We start from the raw sequence: 21,688 nt of genomic DNA, 5'->3' as shown, positions 1-21,688 counted from the left end.
CCCAAAGACAATCGTGTATCTGTGGGAGCGGCGGTGCGGCGTCCGGCTTGTCCGGCAATGGGGCCGGCACAGGCAACGACATCTGCCGAACCGACCAGCAATCCCCATGGGCTGCTCTTGAGTCTGGATCTATCAGCGCTTCTGGGTCAGCGCACGGCGCTCGAACTCGACGATACGCTGGCGGTAGTGCTCGATGGTCTGCGCGGTCAGTACGCTGCGCTGGTCATCCTTGAGCTCACCGTCGAGCTCATGGGCCAGCTTGCGCGCGGCGGCAACCATCACGTCGAAGGCCTGCTTCGGATGACGCGGGCCGGGCAGGCCAAGGAAGAAGCTGACCGCACGGGTGCTGAAATGGTCGATGTCATCCAGGTCGAATATGCCTGGCTTGACCGCGTTGGCCATGGAGAACAGCACCTCGCCGTGACCGGCCATGCTTTCGTGGCGATGGAAGATGTCCATCTCGCCGAAACGCAGGCCGCTTTCCAGGATGTTCTGCAGCAACGCCGGGCCCTTGAAGCCACCTTCGTCACGGGAGATGACGCTGATCACCAGCACCTCTTCGACCGGAGGCAACTCCTTGGCGGCGTTGTTGCTCGTGGCGAAACCGCTGTTGCGGTTGTTGTCGGCACTGAAGTCGTCATCGCTGTCGGCGAACAGGTCCGGCTCGCGCGGTTCAGCGACCAGATTCAGGTCGCCCTGCTGCGACTCGGCAGCAGCACGCTTGCCACGCTTGGGCGCCTTGGCCGGCTTTGGCTCGCGCTCGCGTTCCCGGGCCGGTGCGCTCATCGACGGCAGGTCGGTTTCGTCCAGCTCCGGCTCTTTGTGCGTGTCCAGGACGCGCGCAGGGCCAAGCACCTCGGCACTGCCCTCGTCGTCCGGGAGGTTGGAATAGCTACGATCCAGACGGAACTTCAACTTGCCCTTGCCGCCGCGCATGCGGCGCCAGCCGTCGAAAAGAATACCGGCGATGACAATGATGCCGATGACGATCAGCCACTCGCGCAGACCGATTTCCATGTAATCCCGTGCCTCTATAAAAATATGCTTGAAAACAAAGGCTTCAAAGCCCTTTAACACGTGGCGCCAACTCTATGTTCTGACAGGCGTTTTACCCACGCAAAAAACGAGTGACATTAAGCTAGCACGACCAAAGACAACTTTACACCGTCTGTCGCACATGCAAGGCGCATTTGCCTACAGATATCGCCCAATCTTCGCGCATCAGGCGTCAACCATGGCCATGGCCTCCTCCACATCAACTGCAACAAGACGTGAACAACCGGGCTCATGCATGGTGACCCCCATCAATTGATCGGCCATTTCCATGGCAATCTTGTTATGCGTAATGTAGATGAACTGCACGGTCTCGCTCATTTCCTTCACCAACCGGGCGTAACGCCCGACGTTGGCATCGTCCAGCGGCGCATCGACTTCGTCGAGCATGCAGAACGGTGCCGGGTTCAGCTTGAAGATGGCGAACACCAGCGCCAATGCGGTCAGTGCCTTCTCGCCGCCGGACAGCAAATGGATGGTGCTGTTCTTCTTGCCCGGCGGGCGCGCCATGATCGTCACCCCTGTATCGAGTAGATCTTCGCCCGTCAGTTCCAGATAAGCGCTGCCGCCACCGAAAACTTTTGGGAAAAGTGCCTGCAATCCGGCATTTATCTGATCAAAGGTATCCTTGAAACGGTTACGGGTTTCCTTGTCGATCTTGCGGATGACGTTCTCGAGCGTCTCCAGCGCCTCGACCAGGTCAGCATTCTGAGCATCGAGATAGCGTTTGCGCTCGGACTGCTGCTCGTACTCCTCGATTGCCGCCAGGTTGATCGCACCCAGGCGCTGGATCCGCGCTTCGGTCTGCTCCAACTCCTGCTCGGTACCCTGCTCGCTGGCCTCGGGCTCGAGCGTGGCGAGCACACCCTGCAGGTCGTAACCGTCGGCGAGCAACTGCTCTTGCAGGGTCTTGCGCCGCACATCCAGGCCCTGGGACTCCAGGCGTGACTGCTCCAGTTGCCCGCGCAACAACTGGGCCTGCTGTTCAGCCTGGGCACGGCGCTTTTCGAAGTCGCGCAGCTCGCGATCGGCCTCGTCCATGTGCAGGCGCGCCTGGCGCATTTCCTCGTCGACACTCATGCGCCGCTCGAGCAGCTCTTCGAGCTTCAGGCGCAACTCTTCCAGCGGCGCCTCGCCCTCTTCGAGGTTGAGGCTCAACTGCTCCTGGCGCTCGCTCAGACGCGCGGCCTGCTGCTCAAGACGCTCCAGGGCCTGGCGCGTGGAGTCGTGCTGGGCACGCAGGGAACCCAGGCGCACTGCCAACTGGTGGGCGTGGTCCTTGTGCTGACGGGCCTCCTGGCGGACGCGGTCGAGGGTTTCGCGCAGGGTGTCGCGACGGGCCATCAACTGTTCGCGCTGCTCGGTGTCCTGGGCCATGAGGTCCAGGGCTTCCTGCAGCACCAGGCGTGCTTCGCCCAGTTGCTCATGCTCCAGGGCGCGCTGCTCCTGGAGTTCGGCCAGTTCTTCCTGCAGGCGACGGCGGCGCAACTCCAACTGCTCGGCACGAGCACGCCCGGCAGACAGGCTCGCCTTCAGTTCGCCAAGCTGGCGACTTTCGTCCTGGCTGCGGCGACGCAGTTGCTCGCGCTGTTCTTCCTGGTCGAGCTGTTGCTCGCGAAGGCTTTCCAGTTGCTGCGTGAGCTGTTCGAGCAACGCCTCGTGCTCGAGTTGCTCGTGGCCGAGGCGCTCGATCTCCTGCCCGCGCGCCAAAACACCGCCCTGGGACTCGCCACCACGGCTGACTCGCAGGAAATGCCGACCGACCCAGTAGCCATCGCGGCTGACCAGGCTGTGTCCCTCTCCAAGCGTGGCGCGCAGGGCCAGGGCCTGCTCCAGGGATTCGACCGGCTTGACCTGGCCGAGCCAGGGTGCCAGATCGATGCGTCCGTCGACCTTGTCCAGCAGGCTGCCGGGCAGGCGCGCACCCTCGCCGCTCGCCTGCAACAGGCGCAGGTCGCCCTGCTCCAGGGCGGCAAAATCAAGTGCAGCAAAATCGTCCACCAGCACCGCCTGCAGGTCGGCACCCAGTACGGTCTCCACCGCCAGCTCCCAGCCGGACTCCACACGCAGCCCTTCAGCCAGGCGCGGACGGCTGCCCAAGCCCTGCCCCTGCAGCCATTCAGCCGCGCCACTGCCGGGCTCGAGAGCCGCTTGCTGCAGGGCCTCCAGTGACGCCAGACGCCCGCCCAGGCGCTGCAATTCACCCTGCTGTTGCTGCTGGGCCTGGGTCGCCTGCTGCAGTTGCTCGCGCACAGCCTCAAGCCGCTCGACCACCTGCTGTTCCTGCAACTGCAACGCTTCGAGCTGCAACTCGCTGCCCGCCACCCGCTCCGACAGTTCGAGCATGGCGGCGTCCTGGGGATCGGCGCCCAGTTGCTGGTTCTCTTCACTCAGCTTGCGCTGGCGCTCGGCCAGACGCTCCAGGCTGCCCTCCAGTTGCTGCAGGCGTGCCTGCTGGACCTCGGCCTGACGCCGCGGCTCGGCGGAGCGGGTGTTGAAATCATCCCACTGGGCCTGCCAGCCATGCATGCCCAGCTCAGCCTCTTCAAGCGTCGCAGCGGACTCTTCGGCAGCGGCGAGGGTCATTTCCTGCTCGGGCTCGAGCATCGCCAGATCCTCGGCCAGGGTCGCCAGCAAGGTGCGGTCGTGGCCCAGGTGCGACTCTGTTTCCAGGCGCGTGCGCTCGGCTTCCTTGAGATCATCCTGCAACTGGCGCAGACGCTGCTGGCCGTGCTGGATGCTCTGCTCGACCCGGGCGATATCGCCCGCTACGGAATAGAAGCGCCCCTGCACCTGGTTGAAGCGTTCGGACAGCTCATGGTGCCCGTCGCGCAGGCGTTCGATGCTGGCATCGGCGTTGCGCTGCTCGGCCACCAGCGCCTCGAAGGCCACCTCCTGGTCACCGATGATGCTTTCGCGCTGACGCACGCGCTCATCCAGTGCACGCCAGCGCAGTGCCGACAAGCGCGCCTTGAGTTGGCGCTCCTGGGCCTTGTATTCGCGGTATTTCTCGGCGGCCTGGGCCTGGCGATGCAGGCGTTCGAGCTGGCGCTCCAGCTCTTCGCGCAGGTCGGTCAGGCGCGCCAGGTTCTCCTGGGTGCGGCGGATGCGGTTCTCGGTCTCGCGGCGCCGCTCCTTGTACTTGGAGATGCCCGCCGCTTCCTCGATGAAGTTGCGCAGCTCCTCGGGCTTGGCCTCGATCAGCTTGGAGATCATGCCCTGTTCGATGATCGAGTAACTGCGCGGGCCAAGGCCGGTGCCCAGGAAGATATCGGTGATATCACGGCGGCGGCACTTGGTGCCGTTGAGGTAGTAGGTGTTCTGCGCGTCGCGGGTCACCTTGCGACGGATGGAGATCTCGGCATAGGCGGCATACTCACCGACCAGGGTGCTGTCGCTGTTGTCGAACACCAGCTCGATGCTCGCCTGGCTCACCGGCTTGCGCCCGGAGGAGCCGTTGAAGATGACGTCGGTCATCGACTCGCCACGCAGGTTCTTCGCCGAGCTTTCGCCCATCACCCAGCGTACGGCATCGATGATGTTGGATTTGCCGCAGCCGTTGGGCCCGACCACCGCCGCCATGTTGCTGGGGAAATTGACCGTGGTGGGGTCGACGAACGACTTGAACCCGGCCAGGCGAATGCACTTGAGGCGCATCGGTCAGGCCCGCACCAGCGCGGCCAACACCAGCTCGCAGCTGCGTTGACAATAGGCGATCAGCACCTCGCGGATACGCGGCAGGTCGCGCAGCAGCACCGCCTCCAGCAGGCGGGCGAACAGGTCGAGGTAATCGTCCATGCTGGCCTGGCGCTGATCCAGTGCCAGGTAGTAGGCGCGGCTCATGGCCGGCTGCAGGTTCTCCACGGTCTCCTGCAGGTAAGGGTTGGCTGCGAAGGGGAAGGCGGCGCGCATGACGGCGAAACTTTCGGCGACGAACGCCTTGATGTCCAGGTTACTGCGGGCCTCGTGCAGGCGCTGCTGGATCTCCAGGAACGGCAGCAGGTCAGTCTCGCTGCGCCACTGCTGGGCGACGGCGTTGCCCAGCAGGATGTACAGCTCGCCCATGAGGCTGCACAGGCTGCGCACACTGTGCTCGTCGAGTTCGGTGACATGGGCACCACGGCGCGGCAGGATCGCCACCAGATGACGACGTTCAAGTATCAGCAGCGCCTCGCGTACCGAGCCGCGACTGACATTCAGGGCCTGGGTGACCTTCTGCTCCTGGATGCGCTCGCCGGGTGCGAGCTCGCCGCGGATGATCCGCTCGGCCAGGTAGTGGGCAATTTGCTCGGAGAGGCTGTCCGGCGCCTTGAACGTCATGATTTTCCTTCGGAATCGAAAACAGGGCACAAAGGCGCGATTGTAGCGCACTCGCCGGGCTTGCGCGCAGCGGCACACGAGGCTTTGTGCGACCTGTCGGTCAGTCGCAGTGCCCGGCGCGATCTATGCTTGTAAAAAGGCAGGGTTGGGTGGCCAGAACCCGGCGCGGGTAAAATCTTGACCTTTGAGTCAGAAAAATATTGACCTCAAGGTCAGCCCTTGCTTAGAGTCCGCCCAACAACAATAAAACCATTACGAGGCCTTCCCCGTGATCCAGTTTCTCGTCAACCAGGAGCTGCGCAACGAGCACGCCCTGGACCCGAACATGACGGTGCTGCAGTACCTGCGCGAGCACCTGGGCAAACCCGGCACCAAGGAAGGCTGCGCCAGCGGCGACTGCGGCGCCTGCACCGTGGTCGTGGGCGAACTGACCCAGGATGACCTGGGCCAGCCGGCCCTGCGTTATCGCAGCCTCAACTCTTGCCTGACGTTCGTTTCCTCCTTGCACGGCAAGCAACTGATCAGTGTCGAGGGCCTCAAGCACCAGGGCGAGCTGCACAGCGTGCAAAAGGCCATGGCCGACTGCCACGGCTCGCAATGCGGCTTCTGCACCCCTGGCTTCGTCATGTCGCTGTTCGCCCTGCAGAAGAACAGCAGCGGCCACGACCTGCACCAGGCCCAGGAAGCCCTGGCCGGCAACCTGTGCCGCTGCACCGGCTACCGGCCGATCCTCGATGCCGCCGAGCAGAGTTGCGCCCGCCCCTGCCAGGACCAGTTCGACGCGCAGCAGGCGCAGACCATCGCCCGCCTCAAGGCCATCGCCCCGCAGCAGACCGGCGAGCTCAACAGTGGTGACAAGCGCTGCCTGGTCCCGCTGACCGTCGCCGACCTGGCCGACCTGTACAGTTCGCACCCCGAAGCACGCCTGCTCGCCGGCGGCACCGACCTGGCACTGGAAGTCACCCAGTTCCACAAGACCCTGCCCGTGATGATCTATGTCGGCCATGTCGCCGAGCTCAAGCGCATCGACAAGACTAGCAGCCACCTGGAAATCGGCGCCGCCACCCCGCTCACCGACTGCTATGGCGCGCTGAACGAGGAATATCCCGACTTCGGTGCCCTGCTGCACCGCTTCGCCTCGCTGCAGATCCGCAACCAGGGCACCCTGGGCGGCAACATCGGCAACGCCTCGCCGATCGGCGACTCGCCGCCCCTGCTGATCGCCCTGAACGCACAGATCGTCCTGCGCCAGGGCGATCGCCAGCGCACCCTGGCGCTGGAAGACTATTTCATCGACTACCGCATCACGGCCCGCCAGGACAGCGAGTTCATCGAGAAGATCCTGGTGCCGCGCGCCAGCAACGAGTGGACGTTCCGCGCCTATAAGGTGTCCAAGCGCCTGGACGATGACATTTCTGCGGTCTGCGCAGCGTTCAACCTGAACATCGAGAACGGCGTGGTCGGTGGCGTGCGCATCGCCTTCGGCGGCATGGCAGCGATTCCCAAGCGTGCCCGTGCCTGCGAGGCGGCGCTGCTTGGCAAGCCCTGGAACCAGGCGAGCATCGAGCGCGCCTGCCAGGCACTGGCCGAAGACTTCAGCCCGCTGACGGATTTTCGCGCCAGCAAGGAATACCGCCTGCTGACCGCGCAGAACCTGCTGCGCAAGTACTTCATCGAACAGCAATCGCCATACATCGAGACCCGGGTGACCGCTTATGTCTAACCATCACGCCGTCAAGAGCCAGGCCGAGATGGCCGAACTGTTCAGCCAGGACCTGACCACCGGGGTCGGGCGCAGCGTAAAGCACGACAGCGCCGACAAGCACGTGTCGGGCGAGGCGGTGTACATCGACGACCGCCTGGAATTCCCCAACCAGTTGCACGTCTATGCGCGCACCGCCGACCGTGCGCACGCGCGCATCCTGCGCATCGACACGACCCCCTGCTACCAGTTCGAAGGCGTGCGCATCGCCATCACTCACGAGGACATTCCAGGGCTCAAGGATATCGGCCCGGTGGTCGCGGGCGATCCGCTGCTGGCCATCGACAAGGTCGAGTTCTTCGGCCAGCCGGTGCTCGCCGTCGCTGCCCGTGACCTGGACACCGCACGTCGCGCCGCCATGGCGGCCATCGTCGAATACGAGGACCTGGAACCGGTGCTCGATGTGGTCGAAGCCTTGCGCAAGAAGCATTTCGTGCTCGACAGCCATACCCACCAGCGCGGTGACTCGGCCAAGGCCCTGGCCAGTGCCCCGCATCGCCTGCAGGGCACCCTGCACATCGGCGGCCAGGAGCACTTCTACCTGGAAACTCAGATTTCCTCGGTGATGCCCACCGAAGACGGCGGCATGATCGTCTACTGCTCGACGCAAAACCCCACCGAGGTGCAGAAGCTGGTCGCCGAAGTGCTCGACGTACCGATGAACAAGGTGGTGCTGGACATGCGCCGCATGGGCGGCGGTTTTGGTGGCAAGGAAACCCAGGCGGCCAGCCCGGCATGCCTGTGCGCCGTGATCGCGCGCCTCACCGGGCAGCCGACCAAGATGCGCCTGCCACGGGTCGAGGACATGACCATGACCGGCAAGCGCCACCCGTTCTATGTCGAGTACGACGTCGGCTTCGACGACACAGGCCGCCTGCACGGCATCGAGTTCGACCTGGCCGGCAATTGCGGTTATTCGCCGGACCTGTCCGGCTCGATCGTCGACCGCGCCATGTTCCACTCCGACAACGCCTACTACCTGGGCGATGCCACGGTGAACGGCCACCGCTGCAAGACCAATACCGCGTCGAACACCGCATACCGCGGCTTCGGCGGCCCGCAGGGGATGGTCGCCATCGAGCAGGTGATGGACCACATCGCCCGCCACCTGGCGCTCGACCCACTGGCGGTGCGAAAAGCCAACTACTACGGCAAGACCGAACGCAACGTCACCCACTACTACCAGACCGTCGAGCACAACCTGCTCGAGGAAATGACCGCCGACCTGGAGGCCAGCAGCGACTATGCCGAGCGACGCAAGTCGATCCGCCACTTCAACGAACACAGCCCGGTACTGAAGAAAGGCCTGGCCCTGACCCCGGTGAAGTTCGGCATCTCGTTCACGGCCACCTTCCTCAACCAGGCAGGCGCCTTGATCCACATCTATACCGACGGCAGCATCCACCTCAACCACGGCGGCACCGAGATGGGCCAGGGCCTGAACACCAAGGTCGCCCAGGTGGTGGCGCAAGTGTTCCAGGTCGACTTCAACCGCATCCAGATCACCGCCACCAACACCGACAAGGTGCCCAACACCTCGCCGACAGCAGCGTCCAGCGGCGCCGACCTGAACGGCAAGGCGGCGCAGAATGCGGCCGAGATCCTCAAGAAACGCCTGACCGAGTTCGCCGCCCGGCACTATCAGGTCACCGAGGAAGATGTCGAGTTCCGCAACGGCCACGTGCGCGTGCGCGACCAGTTGCTGAGCTTCGAGCAACTGGTGCAGCAGGCCTACTTCGCACAGGTTTCGCTGTCGAGCACGGGCTTCTACCGCACGCCGAAGATCTTCTACGACCGCAGCCAGGCGCGCGGCCGACCGTTCTACTACTACGCCTTTGGCGCCGCCTGCGTCGAAGTGATCGTCGACACCCTGACCGGCGAGTACAAGATGCTGCGCGCCGACATCCTGCACGATGTGGGCGACTCGCTGAACCCGGCGATCGACATCGGCCAGGTGGAGGGCGGCTTCATCCAGGGCATGGGCTGGCTGACCACCGAGGAACTGGTGTGGAACGCCAAGGGCAAGCTGATGACCAACGGCCCGGCCAGCTACAAGATTCCGGCGGTGGCCGACATGCCCCTGGACCTGCGCGTGAAACTGGTGGAGAACCGCAAGAACCCCGAGGACACGGTGTTCCACTCCAAGGCCGTGGGCGAGCCGCCGTTCATGCTCGGCATCGCCGCCTGGTGCGCGATCAAGGATGCGGTGGCGAGCCTCGCCGACTATCGCGTGCAGCCGCACATCGACGCCCCGGCGACACCCGAGCGGGTGCTGTGGGGATGCGAGCAGATGCGCAAGGCAGTGGCGCAACAGCAGCCGAGCGAACAAGAACTGGAAACCGTCACCCACTGACAGCGAGGAATTCCGTGGGAGCGGGCTTGCCCGCGAATGTGAGGATGGCCTTACCGTCCTCTTCGCGGGCAAGCCCGCTCCTACAGGGTCCTCAGCATGGTTTAGAGAGGCTACATCATGCACCAATGGATCAATGCCCTCGCCGACCATCAGTCCCGCGGCGAACCCTGCATCCTGGTGACCATCATCGAGGAGCGCGGCTCCACGCCACGCAACGCGGGGTCGAAGATGGTGGTCAGCGCCAGTAGCCTGTTCGACACCATCGGTGGCGGACACCTGGAGTTCAAGGCCCTGCACATCGCCCGGCAGATGCTCGCCGAGCAGCGCAGCACACCGCATCTGGAGCGCTTCAGCCTGGGCGCGAGCCTGGGCCAGTGCTGCGGCGGCGTCACGGTGCTGTTGTTCGAACCCATGGCGCCGGTGCAGGCGCAGGTCGCGGTGTTCGGCGCGGGCCATGTCGGCCGGGCTCTGGTACCCTTGCTCGCTGCGCTGCCCTGCCGGGTGCGCTGGATCGATTCGCGCGAGCAGGAATTCCCGCCGCTTGTCCCCCACGGGGTGACCAAGGTGGTCAGCGAGGAACCGGTCGACGAAGTGGCCGAGCTGCCGCCAGGCAGCTACTGCATCGTCATGACCCACAATCACCAGCTCGACCTGGAGCTGACCGCCGCCATCCTCAAGCGCAACGACTTCACCTGGTTCGGCCTGATCGGCTCGAAGACCAAGCGGGTCAAGTTCGAACACCGCCTGCGCGAGCGCGGCTACGACGATGCCGTGCTGGCACGCATGCGCTGCCCCATGGGCCTGCCGGAGGTCAAGGGCAAGCTGCCCATCGAGATCGCGGTGTCCATTGCCGGCGAAATCATCGCCACCTACAACGCCTGCTTCGGCCAGCATGACGCTGGCGCCAATGCAGGCCCCATTGCCCAGTTGCTGCCGCCCTCCCGGCGCAGCCAAGCCATTTGACGAGCGCTTTATGACCGCAACCCGCAAAGCCTACCGAGCCGCCATCCTGCACAGCATTGCCGACCCTGCCGAGGTCGGCCTGGAGGCCTCCCACGAATACTACGAAGACGGCCTGCTGGTGGTCGACGAAGGCCGCATCAGCGCCCTGGGGCACGCCACCGACCTGCTGCCGACCCTCGACGCCGATATCGAGGTGGTGCACTACCAGGACGCCCTGATCACCCCGGGCTTCATCGACACCCATATCCATTTCCCGCAGACCGGCATGATCGGCTCCTACGGCGAGCAACTGCTGGACTGGCTGAACACCTACACCTTCCCTTGCGAAAAGCAGTTCGCCGACAAGGCTCATGCCGACAAGGTGGCGAAGATCTTCCTGCAGGAACTGCTGCGCAACGGCACCACCACCGCGCTGGTGTTCGGCAGCGTGCACCCGGAGTCGGTCAACGCCCTGTTCGAGGAGGCCGAGCGTCTGGACCTGCGCCTGATCGCCGGCAAGGTGATGATGGACCGCAACGCCCCCGACTACCTGACCGACACCGCCGAATCGAGCTACAGCGAGAGCAAGGCGCTGATCCAGCGCTGGCATGGCAAGGCTCGCCTGCACTATGCGGTGACGCCGCGCTTCGCGCCCACCAGCACGCCTGAACAGCTGGCCATGGCCGGACAATTGCTCAAGGAACATCCGGGCGTGTACCTGCACACCCACCTGTCGGAGAACCTCAAGGAGATCGACTGGGTCAAGGAGCTGTTCCCCGAACGCAAGGGCTACCTGGACGTCTACGACCACTTCGAACTGCTGGGCGAGCGCTCGGTGTTCGCCCACGGCGTGCACCTGTGCGACGAGGAATGCCAGCGCCTGGCCGAGACCGGCTCGGCCGTGGCCTTCTGCCCGACGTCCAACCTGTTCCTGGGCAGCGGCCTGTTCAACCTGCCCCAGGCCGAGCGTTTCAAGGTCAATGTCGGGCTGGGCACCGACGTGGGTGCCGGTACCAGCTTCTCGCTGCTCCACACACTGAACGAGGCGTACAAGGTGATGCAGCTGCAGGGCGCGCGCCTGCACCCGTACAAGTCGCTGTACCTGGCCACCCTCGGTGGAGCCCGCGCCCTGCGCCTGGACGACCGCATCGGCAGCCTGCGCGCCGGCAACGATGCCGATTTCGTGGTGCTCGACTACAAGGCCACGCCGCTGCTGGACTACCGCATCCAGCAATCCAACAGCATCGAGGAGACCTTGTTCGTGCTGACCACCCTGGGCGATGACCGTACCGTGCGCGAGACCTTCGCCGCGGGGCGCTCGGTACATCGGCGCTGATGCACAAAGGGCCGCTGCGCGGCCCATCGCGGGACGAGCCCGCTCCCACAGAGAAAGCACCAGGCCCGAGGGATGTGCTGTACCTGAACTGCCGCAAAGGTTGGATTCATGTCCAACTTGGTAGCAGTCCATACCTGTGGGAGCGGGCTGTTCCCGCGATGGGCTGCACAGCAGCCCTCGGTCATTCATCCAGGCAAACGATCAACCCTTGGCGGCAGCCTTGGGTTTTTTCAGCAGGTGCGAGAACACCGCATGCAGGTCGTCCGATGCGCTGTCTTCGTCGAGGTTGAGCTTGCTGTCGATATGATCCATGTGGTGCATCATCAGGCTCACGGCCTGCTCGGCATCGCGCGCCTCGATGGCGTCGATCAGTTGCATGTGCTCATCGTACGAGCAATGCGAGCGGTTGCCGCTTTCGTACTGGGCGATGATCAACGACGTTTGCGACACCAGGCTGCGCTGGAAGCTGACCAGCGGCGCATTGCCGGCCGCCTCGGCCAGCTTGAGGTGGAACTCGCCGGAAAGGCGGATGCCAGCGCCACGGTCGCCACGCGAGAAGCTGTCGCGCTCATCGCGGACCATCTGGCGCAGCTCGTTGAGTTGCTCGTCGGTGGCATGCTGCACCGCAAGCTCGGTGATGGCGCGCTCGACCATGCGCCGGGAGAAGAACACCTGGCGCGCCTCCTCCACGGTGGGGCTGGCCACGACCGCGCCACGGTTGGGGCGCAGCAGCACCACGCTTTCATGGGCCAGACGCGACAAGGCGCGACGGATGATGGTGCGGCTGACGCCGAAGATCTCGCCCAGCGCTTCCTCACTCAACTTGGTGCCCGGCGCCAGGCGCTGTTCGAGGATGGCCTCGAAAATGTGCGCATAGACGATGTCGTCCTGGGTACCGCTGCGGCCGGCCTTGGCTGTGCGCGCAGGTTTCTTCAGAGGTTGCAGCTGTTCGTTCATGGGCACTCGAGCACAAGGGATCGGCCAGTGGAACCTCGACTGTAATACCTGTCAGAGGGTGGCTGGCAAGTCCTGGGGTGAAAAAAGGGATCAAGGTATCTGCGCATTGTACACAGGCTGAGCCGTTTCTGCAGGTGGCCAATACCCATATAGCTGCGTGAGCACAGATTGTGCGCTCAAAAGATAAAACATTATTTGCATTCTTTGTACACAAAAGCATAATCCACCGAGCAACTTCCTGACCCAAAAGTCAACAAACCCGTCAGACGTCTGCCACCCCCTCGCGGAGCCGCCAAGTGCATGCGCAGGACCAAGGCTCCAGAACAACAAGAAAGACTTGAGGAGTACTCGCTGTGGAAAGCCGCAAATCCGAAGCCCCAACGCTGGATCTCGCTGCGTCGCCCCGACCGGGATGGCTGGAGCGGATCTTCAAACTCCGGCACCACGGCACGACCGTCAGGACCGAAATGATCGCCGGGATGACCACATTCATCACCATGGCCTACATCATCTTCGTCAACCCCAACATCATGGCCGACGCTGGCATCGATCACGGTGCCGCCTTCGTCGCCACCTGCATCGCCGCCGCCCTGGGCTGTCTGCTGATGGGCCTGTACGCCAACTGGCCAGTGGGCCTGGCGCCCGGCATGGGGCTCAACGCCTTCTTCACCTACACCGTGGTCGGCACCATGGGCTACACCTGGGAGGCGGCGCTGGGCGCCGTGTTCGTCTCCGGCGTGCTGTTCATGTTGCTGACCCTGTCACGGGTGCGCGAGTGGCTGCTCAACAGCATTCCGGTGAGCCTGCGCCATGCCATGGGTGCCGGGGTCGGACTGTTCCTCGGGCTGATCGGCCTGAAGACCGCCGGCATCATCGTCGACAGCCCGGCGACGCTGATCAAGCTGGGCTCGCTGCATGAACCCGGACCGCTGCTGGCGGCCGTGTGCTTCCTGATGATCGCGGTGCTGAGCTACCACCGGGTGTTCGGCGCCATTCTCATCAGCATCATCGCCGTGACCCTGGCCGGCTGGGGCCTGGGCCTGGTGCAGTATGGCGGGGTGTTCTCGCTGCCACCGAGCCTGGCACCGACCTGGATGGCCATGGACGTGGCCGGCGTCTTCAACGTCAGCATGATCAGCGTGGTACTGGCCTTCCTGTTCGTGCACATGTTCGACACCGCCGGCACCCTGATGGGCGTGGCGCAGCGGGCGAACCTGGTGGCCCCGGACGGGCGTATCGAGAACCTGTCGCGCGCCCTGAAGGCCGACAGCGCCTCCAGCGTGTTCGGCGCCGCAGTGGGCGTACCGCCGGTGACCAGCTACGTGGAAAGTGCCGCCGGGGTCGCCGCGGGCGGGCGCACCGGCCTGACGGCGGTGGTGGTCGGCCTGCTGTTCGTCGCGGCGATGTTCTTCGCCCCGCTGGCCGGGATGATCCCCGCCTATGCCACGGCTGGCGCGCTGATCTACGTGGCGATGCTGATGATGGGCAGCATGGCGCACATCAACTGGGACGAGGCGACCGACAGCATCCCGGCGATCGTCACCGCGATCATGATGCCGCTGACCTTTTCGGTGGCCGACGGCATCGCCCTGGGCTTCATCAGTTACGTCGTGCTCAAGGCCGGGACCGGCAAGTACAAGGAAATTTCCGCAAGCCTGTGGGTGCTGTGCGTGATCTTCATCGCCAAGTTCGTGTTCCTCTGACACGTCGCCGGGCCCGCAACGGGCCCGGACCACGCCGGCCGTCAGGATTTTTTCTGACACCCAATTGGTCGCCGCCCCCCTGGATGGATTAAAGTATCACCCCCTGCCCGGCAACCGCCCTCCCCCAAGCGCCCGGCCCATTTCCAGGAACCGCCGACGATGGAACACCGTGAAGCGCTGATCGCGCTGCGCACCTTTCTCTCCTCCCAGATCCTTGGCCAGGAGAAGCTGGTCGACCGCCTGCTGATCGTCCTGCTCGCCGACGGGCACATGCTGGTCGAGGGCGCACCGGGCCTGGCCAAGACCAAGGCCATCAAGGAGTTGGCCGAGGGCATCGAGGCGCAATTCCACCGTATCCAGTTCACCCCCGACCTGCTGCCGGCCGATATCACCGGCACCGAGATCTATCGCCCGGAAACCGGCAGCTTCGTGTTCCAGCAAGGGCCGATCTTCCACAACCTGGTCCTGGCAGACGAGATCAACCGCGCCCCGGCCAAGGTGCAATCGGCCCTGCTCGAGGCCATGGCCGAGCGCCAGGTCAGCGTGGGCCGCAGCACCTACGAGCTGTCGCCGCTGTTCCTGGTCATGGCCACGCAGAACCCGATCGAGCAGGAAGGCACCTACCCGCTGCCCGAAGCGCAACTCGACCGTTTCCTCATGCACGTGAAAATCGGCTTCCCCGACGCGGCCGTCGAACGTCGCATTCTCCAGCAGGCCCGTGGCGAAGCGCTGGGCGGCGAGGTCAAGCCGGAGCGCCAGGTCAGTCAGCAGGCGATCTTCGCCGCACGCAAGGAAATCCTCGGCCTGTACATGGCCGATGCCGTGGAGGAATACCTGGTGCAACTGGTCATGGCCACGCGCACCCCGGCCAAGTTCGACGGCGAACTGGCCGACTGGATCGCCTACGGCGCCAGCCCCCGTGGCTCGATCGCCCTGGACCGCTGCGCACGTGCCCATGCCTGGCTGGCCGGGCGCGACTTCGTCAGCCCGGAAGATATCCAGGCCGTGCTGTTCGACGTGCTGCGCCACCGTGTCATCCTGTCGTTCGAAGCCGAAGCTGCGGGCATCGACCAGGACCGGGTGGTGCAGCGTATCCTCGACGTCGTCGCCGTCGCCTGACCCGCATGCCCGCCACGCACCTCGCCGAACCCGGCATCCGCATCGGCCTGGCCGAGCTGATCGACATGCGCCACCGCGTACGCGAGATCCAGCTGTTCTCCCGGCCCGGCCAGCGCAGCCCGCTGGTGGGCCTGCACCACTCCAAGCTGCGCGGACGTGGGGTCGACTTCGACCAGGTGCGCGTGTACCAGGCCGGCGACGACGTGCGCAACATCGACTGGCGTGTCACCGCACGCACCCAAGAGCCCCACACCAAGCTCTTCCATGAAGAGCGCGAACGGCCGATCTTCATCATGGTCGAGCAGAGCCAGCGCCTGTTCTTCGGCTCGGGCCTGATGTTCAAGTCGGTGCTCGCGGCCCAGGCTGCGGCGCTGTTCGGCTGGGCGGCGCTGGGCCATAACGATCGCATCGGCGGGCTGGTGTTCGGCGACAACGAACACCACGAGATCAAGCCCCGACGCAGCAAGCAGAGCCTCCTGCAACTGCTCAACCGCCTGGCCAAGGTCAACCAGTCGCTGCACACCGAAGCGCTACCCCAATCCGACAGCCTGGGCCTGGCACTGCGCCGCGCGCGCGAAGTGCTGCGCCCCGGCAGCCTGGCCATCGTCATCTGCGACGAACGCGCACTCACCCCAGCCGTCGAACAGCACCTGGCGATGCTCTCACGCCACTGCGACGTGCTGCTGATGCCGGTCTCCGACCCGCTCGACCACGCGCTGCCCGCCGCCGGCCTGCTACGCTTCGCCCAACGCGGCGCGCACCTGGAGCTCGACACCCTGGACGCCAACCTGCGCCAGCTCTATCGCCAACAGGCCGAAGCACGCATCGAACGCTGGGAACTGCTGGCGCAGAAAATGCGCGTGGTGCTGATGCCGTTGAGCACCCAGAGCGAAATGATCGAGCAGTTGCGCGAGTACCTCAACCAGCGTCCGGGAAGCGGCCAATGAACCCGCTCGACCAGTTGCAACCGCTGATCGCCCCGCCGGCCATCGGTCTGTGGCCACCGGCGCCGGGCTGGTGGCTGCTGCTGGCCCTGCTGCCGCTGCTCGGCTGGGGGCTGTGGCGCCTGCGCCGCTGGCGGCCAGGCCGACGCCAGGCGCCACCCGCCGAACAGCCGCTGGACCCGATCCGCGTCGAAGCCCTGGCCGAGCTCGCCCGCCTGCCGCGCCCCTACGACGGCGCACCGGCCGGGGCCTGGTTGCAGCAGATCAATGCCCTGCTCAAACGCCTGTGCCGCAATCACTACCCTGGTGCCAACAGCCACACGCTCAACGGCCGTCAATGGCTGGCGTTTCTCGACAACCGCTGCCCGGCTGCCGGCCTGACCCGCTGGATGGTACTGGTCGAAGGGGCCTACAAGCCCGAGTGCAAGCTCGACGACAAGGCCATCGCCGGGCTCGCCCAGGCGGTCGAGACCTGGATTCGCAAACATGTTTGACCTGGCCTGGCCGTGGATCTTCGCCCTGCTGCCGCTGCCCTGGCTGATGCGCCTGCTGCTGCCTGCCGCCGACAGCGGCGAGCCGGTGCTCAAAGTGGGCTTTCTCGATGAGCTCGAAGGCCTTGCCGGGCGCCGCGCCCGCCTCAACCTGCCAACCTGGCGCCAGCAGGCGCCCTTCGTGGTGATCTGGCTGCTTCTGCTATTGGCGGCCGCCCGGCCGCAGTGGTTGGGCGATCCGGTACCGATCGCGGCAAGCGGCCGCGACCTGCTGGTGGCGGTGGACGTGTCGGGCTCGATGGACTTCCCCGACATGCAGTGGAAAGGCGACGAAATCAGTCGCCTCGACCTGGTCAAGGCGCTGCTCGGCGATTTTCTCCAGGACCGCGAGGGCGACCGGGTCGGGCTGATCCTGTTCGGCAGCGAGGCTTATCTGCAGGCCCCGCTGACCTTCGACCGGCGCACCGTGCGTACCTTCCTCGACGAAGCGCAGATCGGCATCGCCGGCAAGAACACCGCCATCGGCGACGCCATCGGCCTTGCGGTCAAGCGTCTGCGTCAGCGCCCCGCACAGAGCCGAGTGCTGGTACTGGTGACCGATGGCGCCAACAACGGCGGGCAGATACACCCCCTGACGGCCGCGCGCCTGGCGGCCCAGGAAGACGTGCGCATCTACACCATCGGCATCGGCGCCAACCCCGACGCCAGCGGCACCCCGGGGCTGCTCGGCCTGAATCCGAGCCTGGACCTGGACGAAGCCTCGCTCAAGGAAATCGCCGAACTCACCCATGGCGCCTATTTCCGCGCCCATGACGGTGCCGAGCTGAACAGCATCGGTGACACCCTCGACCAGCTCGAACCAGTAGCCCAGCAACCGACCCAGGCGCGCACTGCCAGGGAGCTGTATGCCTGGCCGATGGCCCTGGCGCTGCTGCTCAGCGTCCTGCTGGTGATCGCCGTGCAGTGGCCAGACAATCTGCTGCAACGCCTGCTGCGTCGACCCCGCTTTCTGCAACCCCACCCCGAATGGCGCCAGCGCCTCAAGCGCCTGCGTCTGAGGAGGCGGCGATGATCGAACTCTGGCCACAATGGCTGCGCCCGCTCTGGCTGCTGGTGGTGCCCCTGCTCGGCTGGCTGCTGTTCAAGCTCTGGCATCGACGCAAACGTGCCGGCCGCTGGCAGATGATTCTGCCGCAGCAGTTCCATGCAGTGTTGCTCGGAGGCGGCAATGGCAGCACCAGCAAGCTGCCGTGGATCGCCCTGGGCCTGGCCTGGCTGCTGGTGCTCCTGGCCCTGCTCGGGCCCAGTTGGCAGCGCCTGGAAGAAACCCGCCAGCGCCCGGCCGACCCGTTGGTGATCCTGCTCGAACTGACCCCGCAGATGCTCGCCGAGGACAGCCCGCCCAACCGTCTGGAACAGGCTCGGCGCAAGGTCCTCGATCTGCTCGAACACCGTCGCGAAAGCCAGACCGCGTTGATCGTCTATGCCGGCAGCGCGCATACCCTGGTGCCACTGTCGGATGACCTGGGCACCACACGCAACCTGCTTGAGGCAGTCGACCCCTCGATCATGCCGCAGCCCGGCCATCGCGCCGATCTGGCGGTGCAAAAGGGCCTGGCACTGCTCGCTCAGAGCGGCCTGGGGCAAGGCCGCGTGCTGCTGATCGGTAGCTCGCTCAGCCAGCAGGAGCGCCAGGGTATCGTCCAGGCCCTGGGTCGCCAGGGCCCCTCTTTATTGATGCTCGGCGTCGGCACCGCCGAAGGTGCACCCGTGCGCCAGGCCAGTGGCGAGTACCTCAAGGACGACCAGGGCGCCATCCTCGTACCACGCCTGGACAGCGCCGAGCTCAAGCGCTTCATCGTCGGCACGGGCGGACGCTACCGGCATGCCCGTATCGACGATCTCGACCTGCGCGGTCTGGGCCTGTTCGACTCCCCCCGCGCCCTGCGCAACGACGGCCAGACCCTGCAACTGGACAGTTGGGCCGACCAGGGCTACTGGCTGCTGCTGCCGCTGTTGCTGCTGGCCGCCTGCGCCGGACGCCGCGGCTGGCTGTTCTGCCTGCCGCTGCTATTTGCCCTGCCCCAACCGAGCCAGGCGTTCGAATTCCAGGACCTCTGGCGTCGCCCCGATCAACAAGGCCAGTACCTGCTGCAACACCAGCGTCCCGCCGAAGCCGCCCAGCGCTTCGAGGATCCACAGTGGCGCGGCATGGCGCTGTACCAGGCAGGCGACTACACTGGCGCGGCCCAGGCATTCGCCCAGGGCAACAGCGCCGCGGCGCACTACAATCGAGGCAATGCCCTGGCCCGTGCCGGCGAACTGGATGCCGCCCTGGATGCCTACGAGCAGGCCCTGGAGCGCCAGCCCGACCTGCAACCGGCACTGGACAACCAGGCACTGGTGCAACAACAGCTGCAACAACGCGAGGCCAACGCCGAGCAAAAGCCGGACAACAGCGACGCGCAACCGACACCGAGCCGCGACACCGACGGCAACAGCAGCTCGGCTTCCAGCAGCGCCCAGGGCACGCCCGGCAACGACGAGCAGAGCCCAGCGCAGGATGGTGGCGACAGCACCCGCAACAGCAACAACCAGGCGTCGTCCGGCAACCAGGGCGGCGATGATGACAGCCTCACCCAGCCGCCGCAGCGGCCCACCTCGACCAGCCTCGACGCCGAACAGCGCCAGGCCCTGGAGCAGTGGTTGCGGGAAATTCCCGACAACCCGGCGCAACTGCTGCGACGCAAATTCTGGTACGAACAGCAATTGCATCAGGAACCCCAACGATGAGTCGCCTCGGCGTCTTCTTGCTCAGCCTTCTCTGGCTCACCCTGGCCCAGGCCCAACCGGCGCTGCAGGCGAGCGTCGATCGCACCCGCGTGGAGGCCGGCGAAACCCTGGAACTCACGCTGGAAAGCCAGGATGTCACCGAGTTCGGCAAGCCCGATTTGCGCGCCCTGGAGGGCGACTTCGAAGTGCGCGGTACGCGCCAGCTCAATAGCCTGCATACCCTCGATGGCGAAACCCGGGCCAGCACGCGCTGGATCGTCACCCTGCTGCCCCGGCGTAGCGGCAACCTGCAGATCCCGGAGCTGCAACTGGGGCAGTCGCGCAGTCAGGCCATCGAGCTGCAAGTGGTGCAACCCGACCCCAATCGCCCGGACAGCGCCTCGCAGGTGTTCATCGAGGCAACCCTCGACAGCCCCGAAGTGTATGTCCAGGCCCAGGCCGTACTGACCCTGCGCATCTACCACTCGGTGTCGCTGTACGATGACAGCAGCCTGAGCCCGCTGCGGCTCGAAAACGCCAAGGTCGAGCCGCTGGGCGAGTCGCGCACCTACGAGAAAGAAATCAACGGCGTGCGCCATGGCGTGATCGAAACCCGCTACGCGCTTTACCCGCAACAGAGCGGCACACTGCTAGTGCCGCCCCTGACCTTCACCGCCACCGCTGCCGACAGCACAGAGCCGCCTGCCACAGGTGCTCGCAGCGGGCGCCAGGTGCAGGTCAGCTCACTGCCGCTGACCCTGCAGGTCAAGGCCATCCCTGCGGCCTGGCCTGCCGGTTTGACCTGGCTCCCGGCCCGCAGCCTCACCCTGGAGGAGCGTTGGAACCCCGACCCGACCCAGCAGCCGACGCAGATCGGCGATTCGCTGACGCGCAGCACCACTCTGCGCGCCGAGGGGCTGTCCAGCACGCAGTTGCCACCGTTGCCGGCCACCGAGGTCACTGGCCTGCGCCGCTACCCGGACCAACCACTGCTGCGCAACGAGATCAACGAGCGCGGCATGACCGCCAATCGTGAAGAGCGCGAAGCGTTGGTGCCGATCCACAGTGGCAACCTGATGCTGCCTGCGCTGGAAGTCACCTGGTGGAACACCCTCGAAGATCATCTGGAGCACAGCAGCCTCCCGGCCCGAAGCATCAAGGTTGACGATAACCCCGCGCTGAGTGCCGACACGCCGGTGGGTGACGTTGCCAGCGGCGCCAATCCATTGTGGCCCTGGCAACTGGCGACGCTGGTCCTGGCACTGACCACGCTGCTCGGCTTTGCCCTGTGGTGGCGCGCCCGTTCGCAGCCTGCGGTGCTACGGGCGGCACAAAGCGGCCCAAGCCCCCGCACCTTGCTCGACGACCTCAAGCGCGCGACCCTCGCCAACGACCCCCAGGCCACGCGCCAGGCGCTGGACGCCTGGGCACGCCAACAACCGGAGACGCTGGCCGAGATGGCGGCGCGCTTCGTGCCCTTGTCCAACGCCCTCGACGGCCTCAATGGCGCGCTCTACAGCGAGTCGGGCCAGCATTGGCAGGGTGATGAGCTGTGGCGGGCAATTGGGAATATTCCTTCGGTGCAGCAGGGGTTGCCTGTGGGTGCAGATGGTGGGAGTTTGCCGCCGCTTTATCCCAAGTGATTTTTTCAGGTGCTCGTCGAAAGATTTTTGGGGCCTATGAGATCGAGCGCCGCCCGCGCGGCGCTTCGCGGGCAAGCCCGCTCCTACGTTTGTTTCGGGCCAGTGAGTCCTGTGGCATTTTCGCGCGCCCCCTTTGGCGCACGGCGCGGTACCGAGTCGTACACACCAGGCGGTCGCGCGCCTATGGCACAGGCATAACTGGCCCGAAACAAACGTAGGAGCGGGCTTGCCCGCGAAGCGCCGCGCGGGCGGCGCTCGATCTCATAGGCACCCAAAATCTTTCGGCAAGCACC

The 21,688-nt window shown here is 65.3% G+C and carries 15 protein-coding genes; 11 read left to right on the top strand and 4 right to left on the bottom strand.

Going from position 1 to position 21,688, the window contains the following annotated elements; genetic code table 11:
- Positions 1–132: 132 nt before the first annotated feature.
- The 3 genes from zipA to ACK3BK_RS08480 form a co-directional block, all read right to left on the bottom strand.
- Complete coding sequence (zipA, locus tag ACK3BK_RS08490; protein WP_054893632.1) at positions 133–1,017, bottom strand: cell division protein ZipA; 885 nt, start codon at positions 1,015–1,017, stop codon at positions 133–135.
- 204 nt (positions 1,018–1,221) lie between these two features.
- Entirely contained in the window at positions 1,222–4,710 is a 3,489-nt protein-coding gene (gene smc / locus ACK3BK_RS08485; RefSeq protein ID WP_411384103.1) for a chromosome segregation protein SMC, read from the bottom strand.
- A 3-nt stretch (positions 4,711–4,713) separates the two neighbouring features.
- Complete coding sequence (locus ACK3BK_RS08480; protein WP_186711743.1) at positions 4,714–5,373, bottom strand: GntR family transcriptional regulator; 660 nt, start codon at positions 5,371–5,373, stop codon at positions 4,714–4,716.
- Between the two features lie 268 nt (positions 5,374–5,641).
- Here ACK3BK_RS08480 and xdhA point away from each other — a divergent pair, with 268 nt between their 5' ends.
- The 4 genes from xdhA (at position 5,642) to guaD (ending at position 11,766) form a co-directional block, all read left to right on the top strand.
- On the top strand, positions 5,642–7,096 hold the full coding sequence (gene xdhA / locus ACK3BK_RS08475) for a xanthine dehydrogenase small subunit (RefSeq protein WP_186719791.1): 1,455 nt from the start codon (positions 5,642–5,644) through the stop codon (positions 7,094–7,096).
- Positions 7,089–9,488: a xanthine dehydrogenase molybdopterin binding subunit gene (xdhB, locus tag ACK3BK_RS08470; protein WP_186719792.1), complete on the top strand. Its 2,400-nt coding sequence runs from the start codon at positions 7,089–7,091 to the stop codon at positions 9,486–9,488. The genes xdhA and xdhB overlap by 8 nt, the downstream gene beginning before the upstream one ends.
- 117 nt (positions 9,489–9,605) lie before the next feature.
- The gene (gene xdhC / locus ACK3BK_RS08465; RefSeq protein WP_288375310.1) at positions 9,606–10,451 is read left to right on the top strand and encodes a xanthine dehydrogenase accessory protein XdhC; all 846 of its coding nucleotides are present in this window, start codon (positions 9,606–9,608) and stop codon (positions 10,449–10,451) included.
- A 10-nt stretch (positions 10,452–10,461) separates the two neighbouring features.
- Positions 10,462–11,766, top strand: coding sequence for a guanine deaminase (gene guaD / locus ACK3BK_RS08460; protein ID WP_411384102.1), 1,305 nt, complete (start codon positions 10,462–10,464; stop codon positions 11,764–11,766).
- Between the two features lie 201 nt (positions 11,767–11,967).
- Here guaD and ACK3BK_RS08455 read toward each other — a convergent pair whose 3' ends face one another.
- On the bottom strand, positions 11,968–12,723 hold the full coding sequence (locus tag ACK3BK_RS08455) for a GntR family transcriptional regulator (RefSeq protein WP_186707889.1): 756 nt from the start codon (positions 12,721–12,723) through the stop codon (positions 11,968–11,970).
- Between the two features lie 467 nt (positions 12,724–13,190).
- Between ACK3BK_RS08455 and ACK3BK_RS08450 the strand changes: the two genes are divergently transcribed.
- From ACK3BK_RS08450 to ACK3BK_RS08420, 7 genes are all read left to right on the top strand, one after another.
- On the top strand, positions 13,191–14,426 hold the full coding sequence (locus ACK3BK_RS08450) for an NCS2 family permease (protein ID WP_371105597.1): 1,236 nt from the start codon (positions 13,191–13,193) through the stop codon (positions 14,424–14,426).
- Between the two features lie 159 nt (positions 14,427–14,585).
- Positions 14,586–15,545: an AAA family ATPase gene (locus tag ACK3BK_RS08445; protein WP_186666748.1), complete on the top strand. Its 960-nt coding sequence runs from the start codon at positions 14,586–14,588 to the stop codon at positions 15,543–15,545.
- A 5-nt stretch (positions 15,546–15,550) separates the two neighbouring features.
- Positions 15,551–16,492, top strand: coding sequence for a DUF58 domain-containing protein (locus tag ACK3BK_RS08440; RefSeq protein ID WP_186666749.1), 942 nt, complete (start codon positions 15,551–15,553; stop codon positions 16,490–16,492).
- Positions 16,489–16,983, top strand: coding sequence for a DUF4381 domain-containing protein (locus tag ACK3BK_RS08435; RefSeq protein WP_063543917.1), 495 nt, complete (start codon positions 16,489–16,491; stop codon positions 16,981–16,983). The genes ACK3BK_RS08440 and ACK3BK_RS08435 overlap by 4 nt, the downstream gene beginning before the upstream one ends.
- Complete coding sequence (locus tag ACK3BK_RS08430; protein WP_186666750.1) at positions 16,976–18,052, top strand: vWA domain-containing protein; 1,077 nt, start codon at positions 16,976–16,978, stop codon at positions 18,050–18,052. The genes ACK3BK_RS08435 and ACK3BK_RS08430 overlap by 8 nt, the downstream gene beginning before the upstream one ends.
- On the top strand, positions 18,049–19,773 hold the full coding sequence (locus tag ACK3BK_RS08425; protein ID WP_411384101.1) for a VWA domain-containing protein: 1,725 nt from the start codon (positions 18,049–18,051) through the stop codon (positions 19,771–19,773). The genes ACK3BK_RS08430 and ACK3BK_RS08425 overlap by 4 nt, the downstream gene beginning before the upstream one ends.
- Complete coding sequence (locus tag ACK3BK_RS08420) at positions 19,770–21,395, top strand: BatD family protein (protein WP_411384100.1); 1,626 nt, start codon at positions 19,770–19,772, stop codon at positions 21,393–21,395. Before ACK3BK_RS08425 ends, ACK3BK_RS08420 begins: the two co-directional genes overlap by 4 nt.
- Positions 21,396–21,688: the final 293 nt, after the last annotated feature.

The organism is Pseudomonas sp. L7, from assembly GCF_046605565.1.
In the GTDB taxonomy this organism is placed as follows: Bacteria; Pseudomonadota; Gammaproteobacteria; order Pseudomonadales; family Pseudomonadaceae; genus Aquipseudomonas; species Aquipseudomonas wayambapalatensis.
The sequence above is the reverse complement of the archived record's forward strand: the minus strand, read 5'-3'. Positions and strand labels throughout refer to the sequence as shown.

Excerpts from the sequence above, each read along its gene's own strand:
- ACK3BK_RS08430 (WP_186666750.1), top strand. The coding sequence starts at position 16,976 with ATGTTTGACCTGGCCTGGCCGTGGATCTTCGCCCTGCTGCCGCTGCCC.
- ACK3BK_RS08445 (WP_186666748.1), top strand. The coding sequence starts at position 14,586 with ATGGAACACCGTGAAGCGCTGATCGCGCTGCGCACCTTTCTCTCCTCC.
- zipA (WP_054893632.1), bottom strand. The coding sequence starts at position 1,017 with ATGGAAATCGGTCTGCGCGAGTGGCTGATCGTCATCGGCATCATTGTC.
- ACK3BK_RS08455 (WP_186707889.1), bottom strand. The coding sequence starts at position 12,723 with ATGAACGAACAGCTGCAACCTCTGAAGAAACCTGCGCGCACAGCCAAG.
- ACK3BK_RS08420 (WP_411384100.1), top strand. The coding sequence starts at position 19,770 with ATGAGTCGCCTCGGCGTCTTCTTGCTCAGCCTTCTCTGGCTCACCCTG.
- ACK3BK_RS08435 (WP_063543917.1), top strand. The coding sequence starts at position 16,489 with ATGAACCCGCTCGACCAGTTGCAACCGCTGATCGCCCCGCCGGCCATC.
- smc (WP_411384103.1), bottom strand. The coding sequence starts at position 4,710 with ATGCGCCTCAAGTGCATTCGCCTGGCCGGGTTCAAGTCGTTCGTCGAC.
- xdhC (WP_288375310.1), top strand. The coding sequence starts at position 9,606 with ATGCACCAATGGATCAATGCCCTCGCCGACCATCAGTCCCGCGGCGAA.
- guaD (WP_411384102.1), top strand. The coding sequence starts at position 10,462 with ATGACCGCAACCCGCAAAGCCTACCGAGCCGCCATCCTGCACAGCATT.
- ACK3BK_RS08425 (WP_411384101.1), top strand. The coding sequence starts at position 18,049 with ATGATCGAACTCTGGCCACAATGGCTGCGCCCGCTCTGGCTGCTGGTG.
- ACK3BK_RS08450 (WP_371105597.1), top strand. The coding sequence starts at position 13,191 with ATGATCGCCGGGATGACCACATTCATCACCATGGCCTACATCATCTTC.
- ACK3BK_RS08480 (WP_186711743.1), bottom strand. The coding sequence starts at position 5,373 with ATGACGTTCAAGGCGCCGGACAGCCTCTCCGAGCAAATTGCCCACTAC.
- ACK3BK_RS08440 (WP_186666749.1), top strand. The coding sequence starts at position 15,551 with ATGCCCGCCACGCACCTCGCCGAACCCGGCATCCGCATCGGCCTGGCC.
- xdhB (WP_186719792.1), top strand. The coding sequence starts at position 7,089 with ATGTCTAACCATCACGCCGTCAAGAGCCAGGCCGAGATGGCCGAACTG.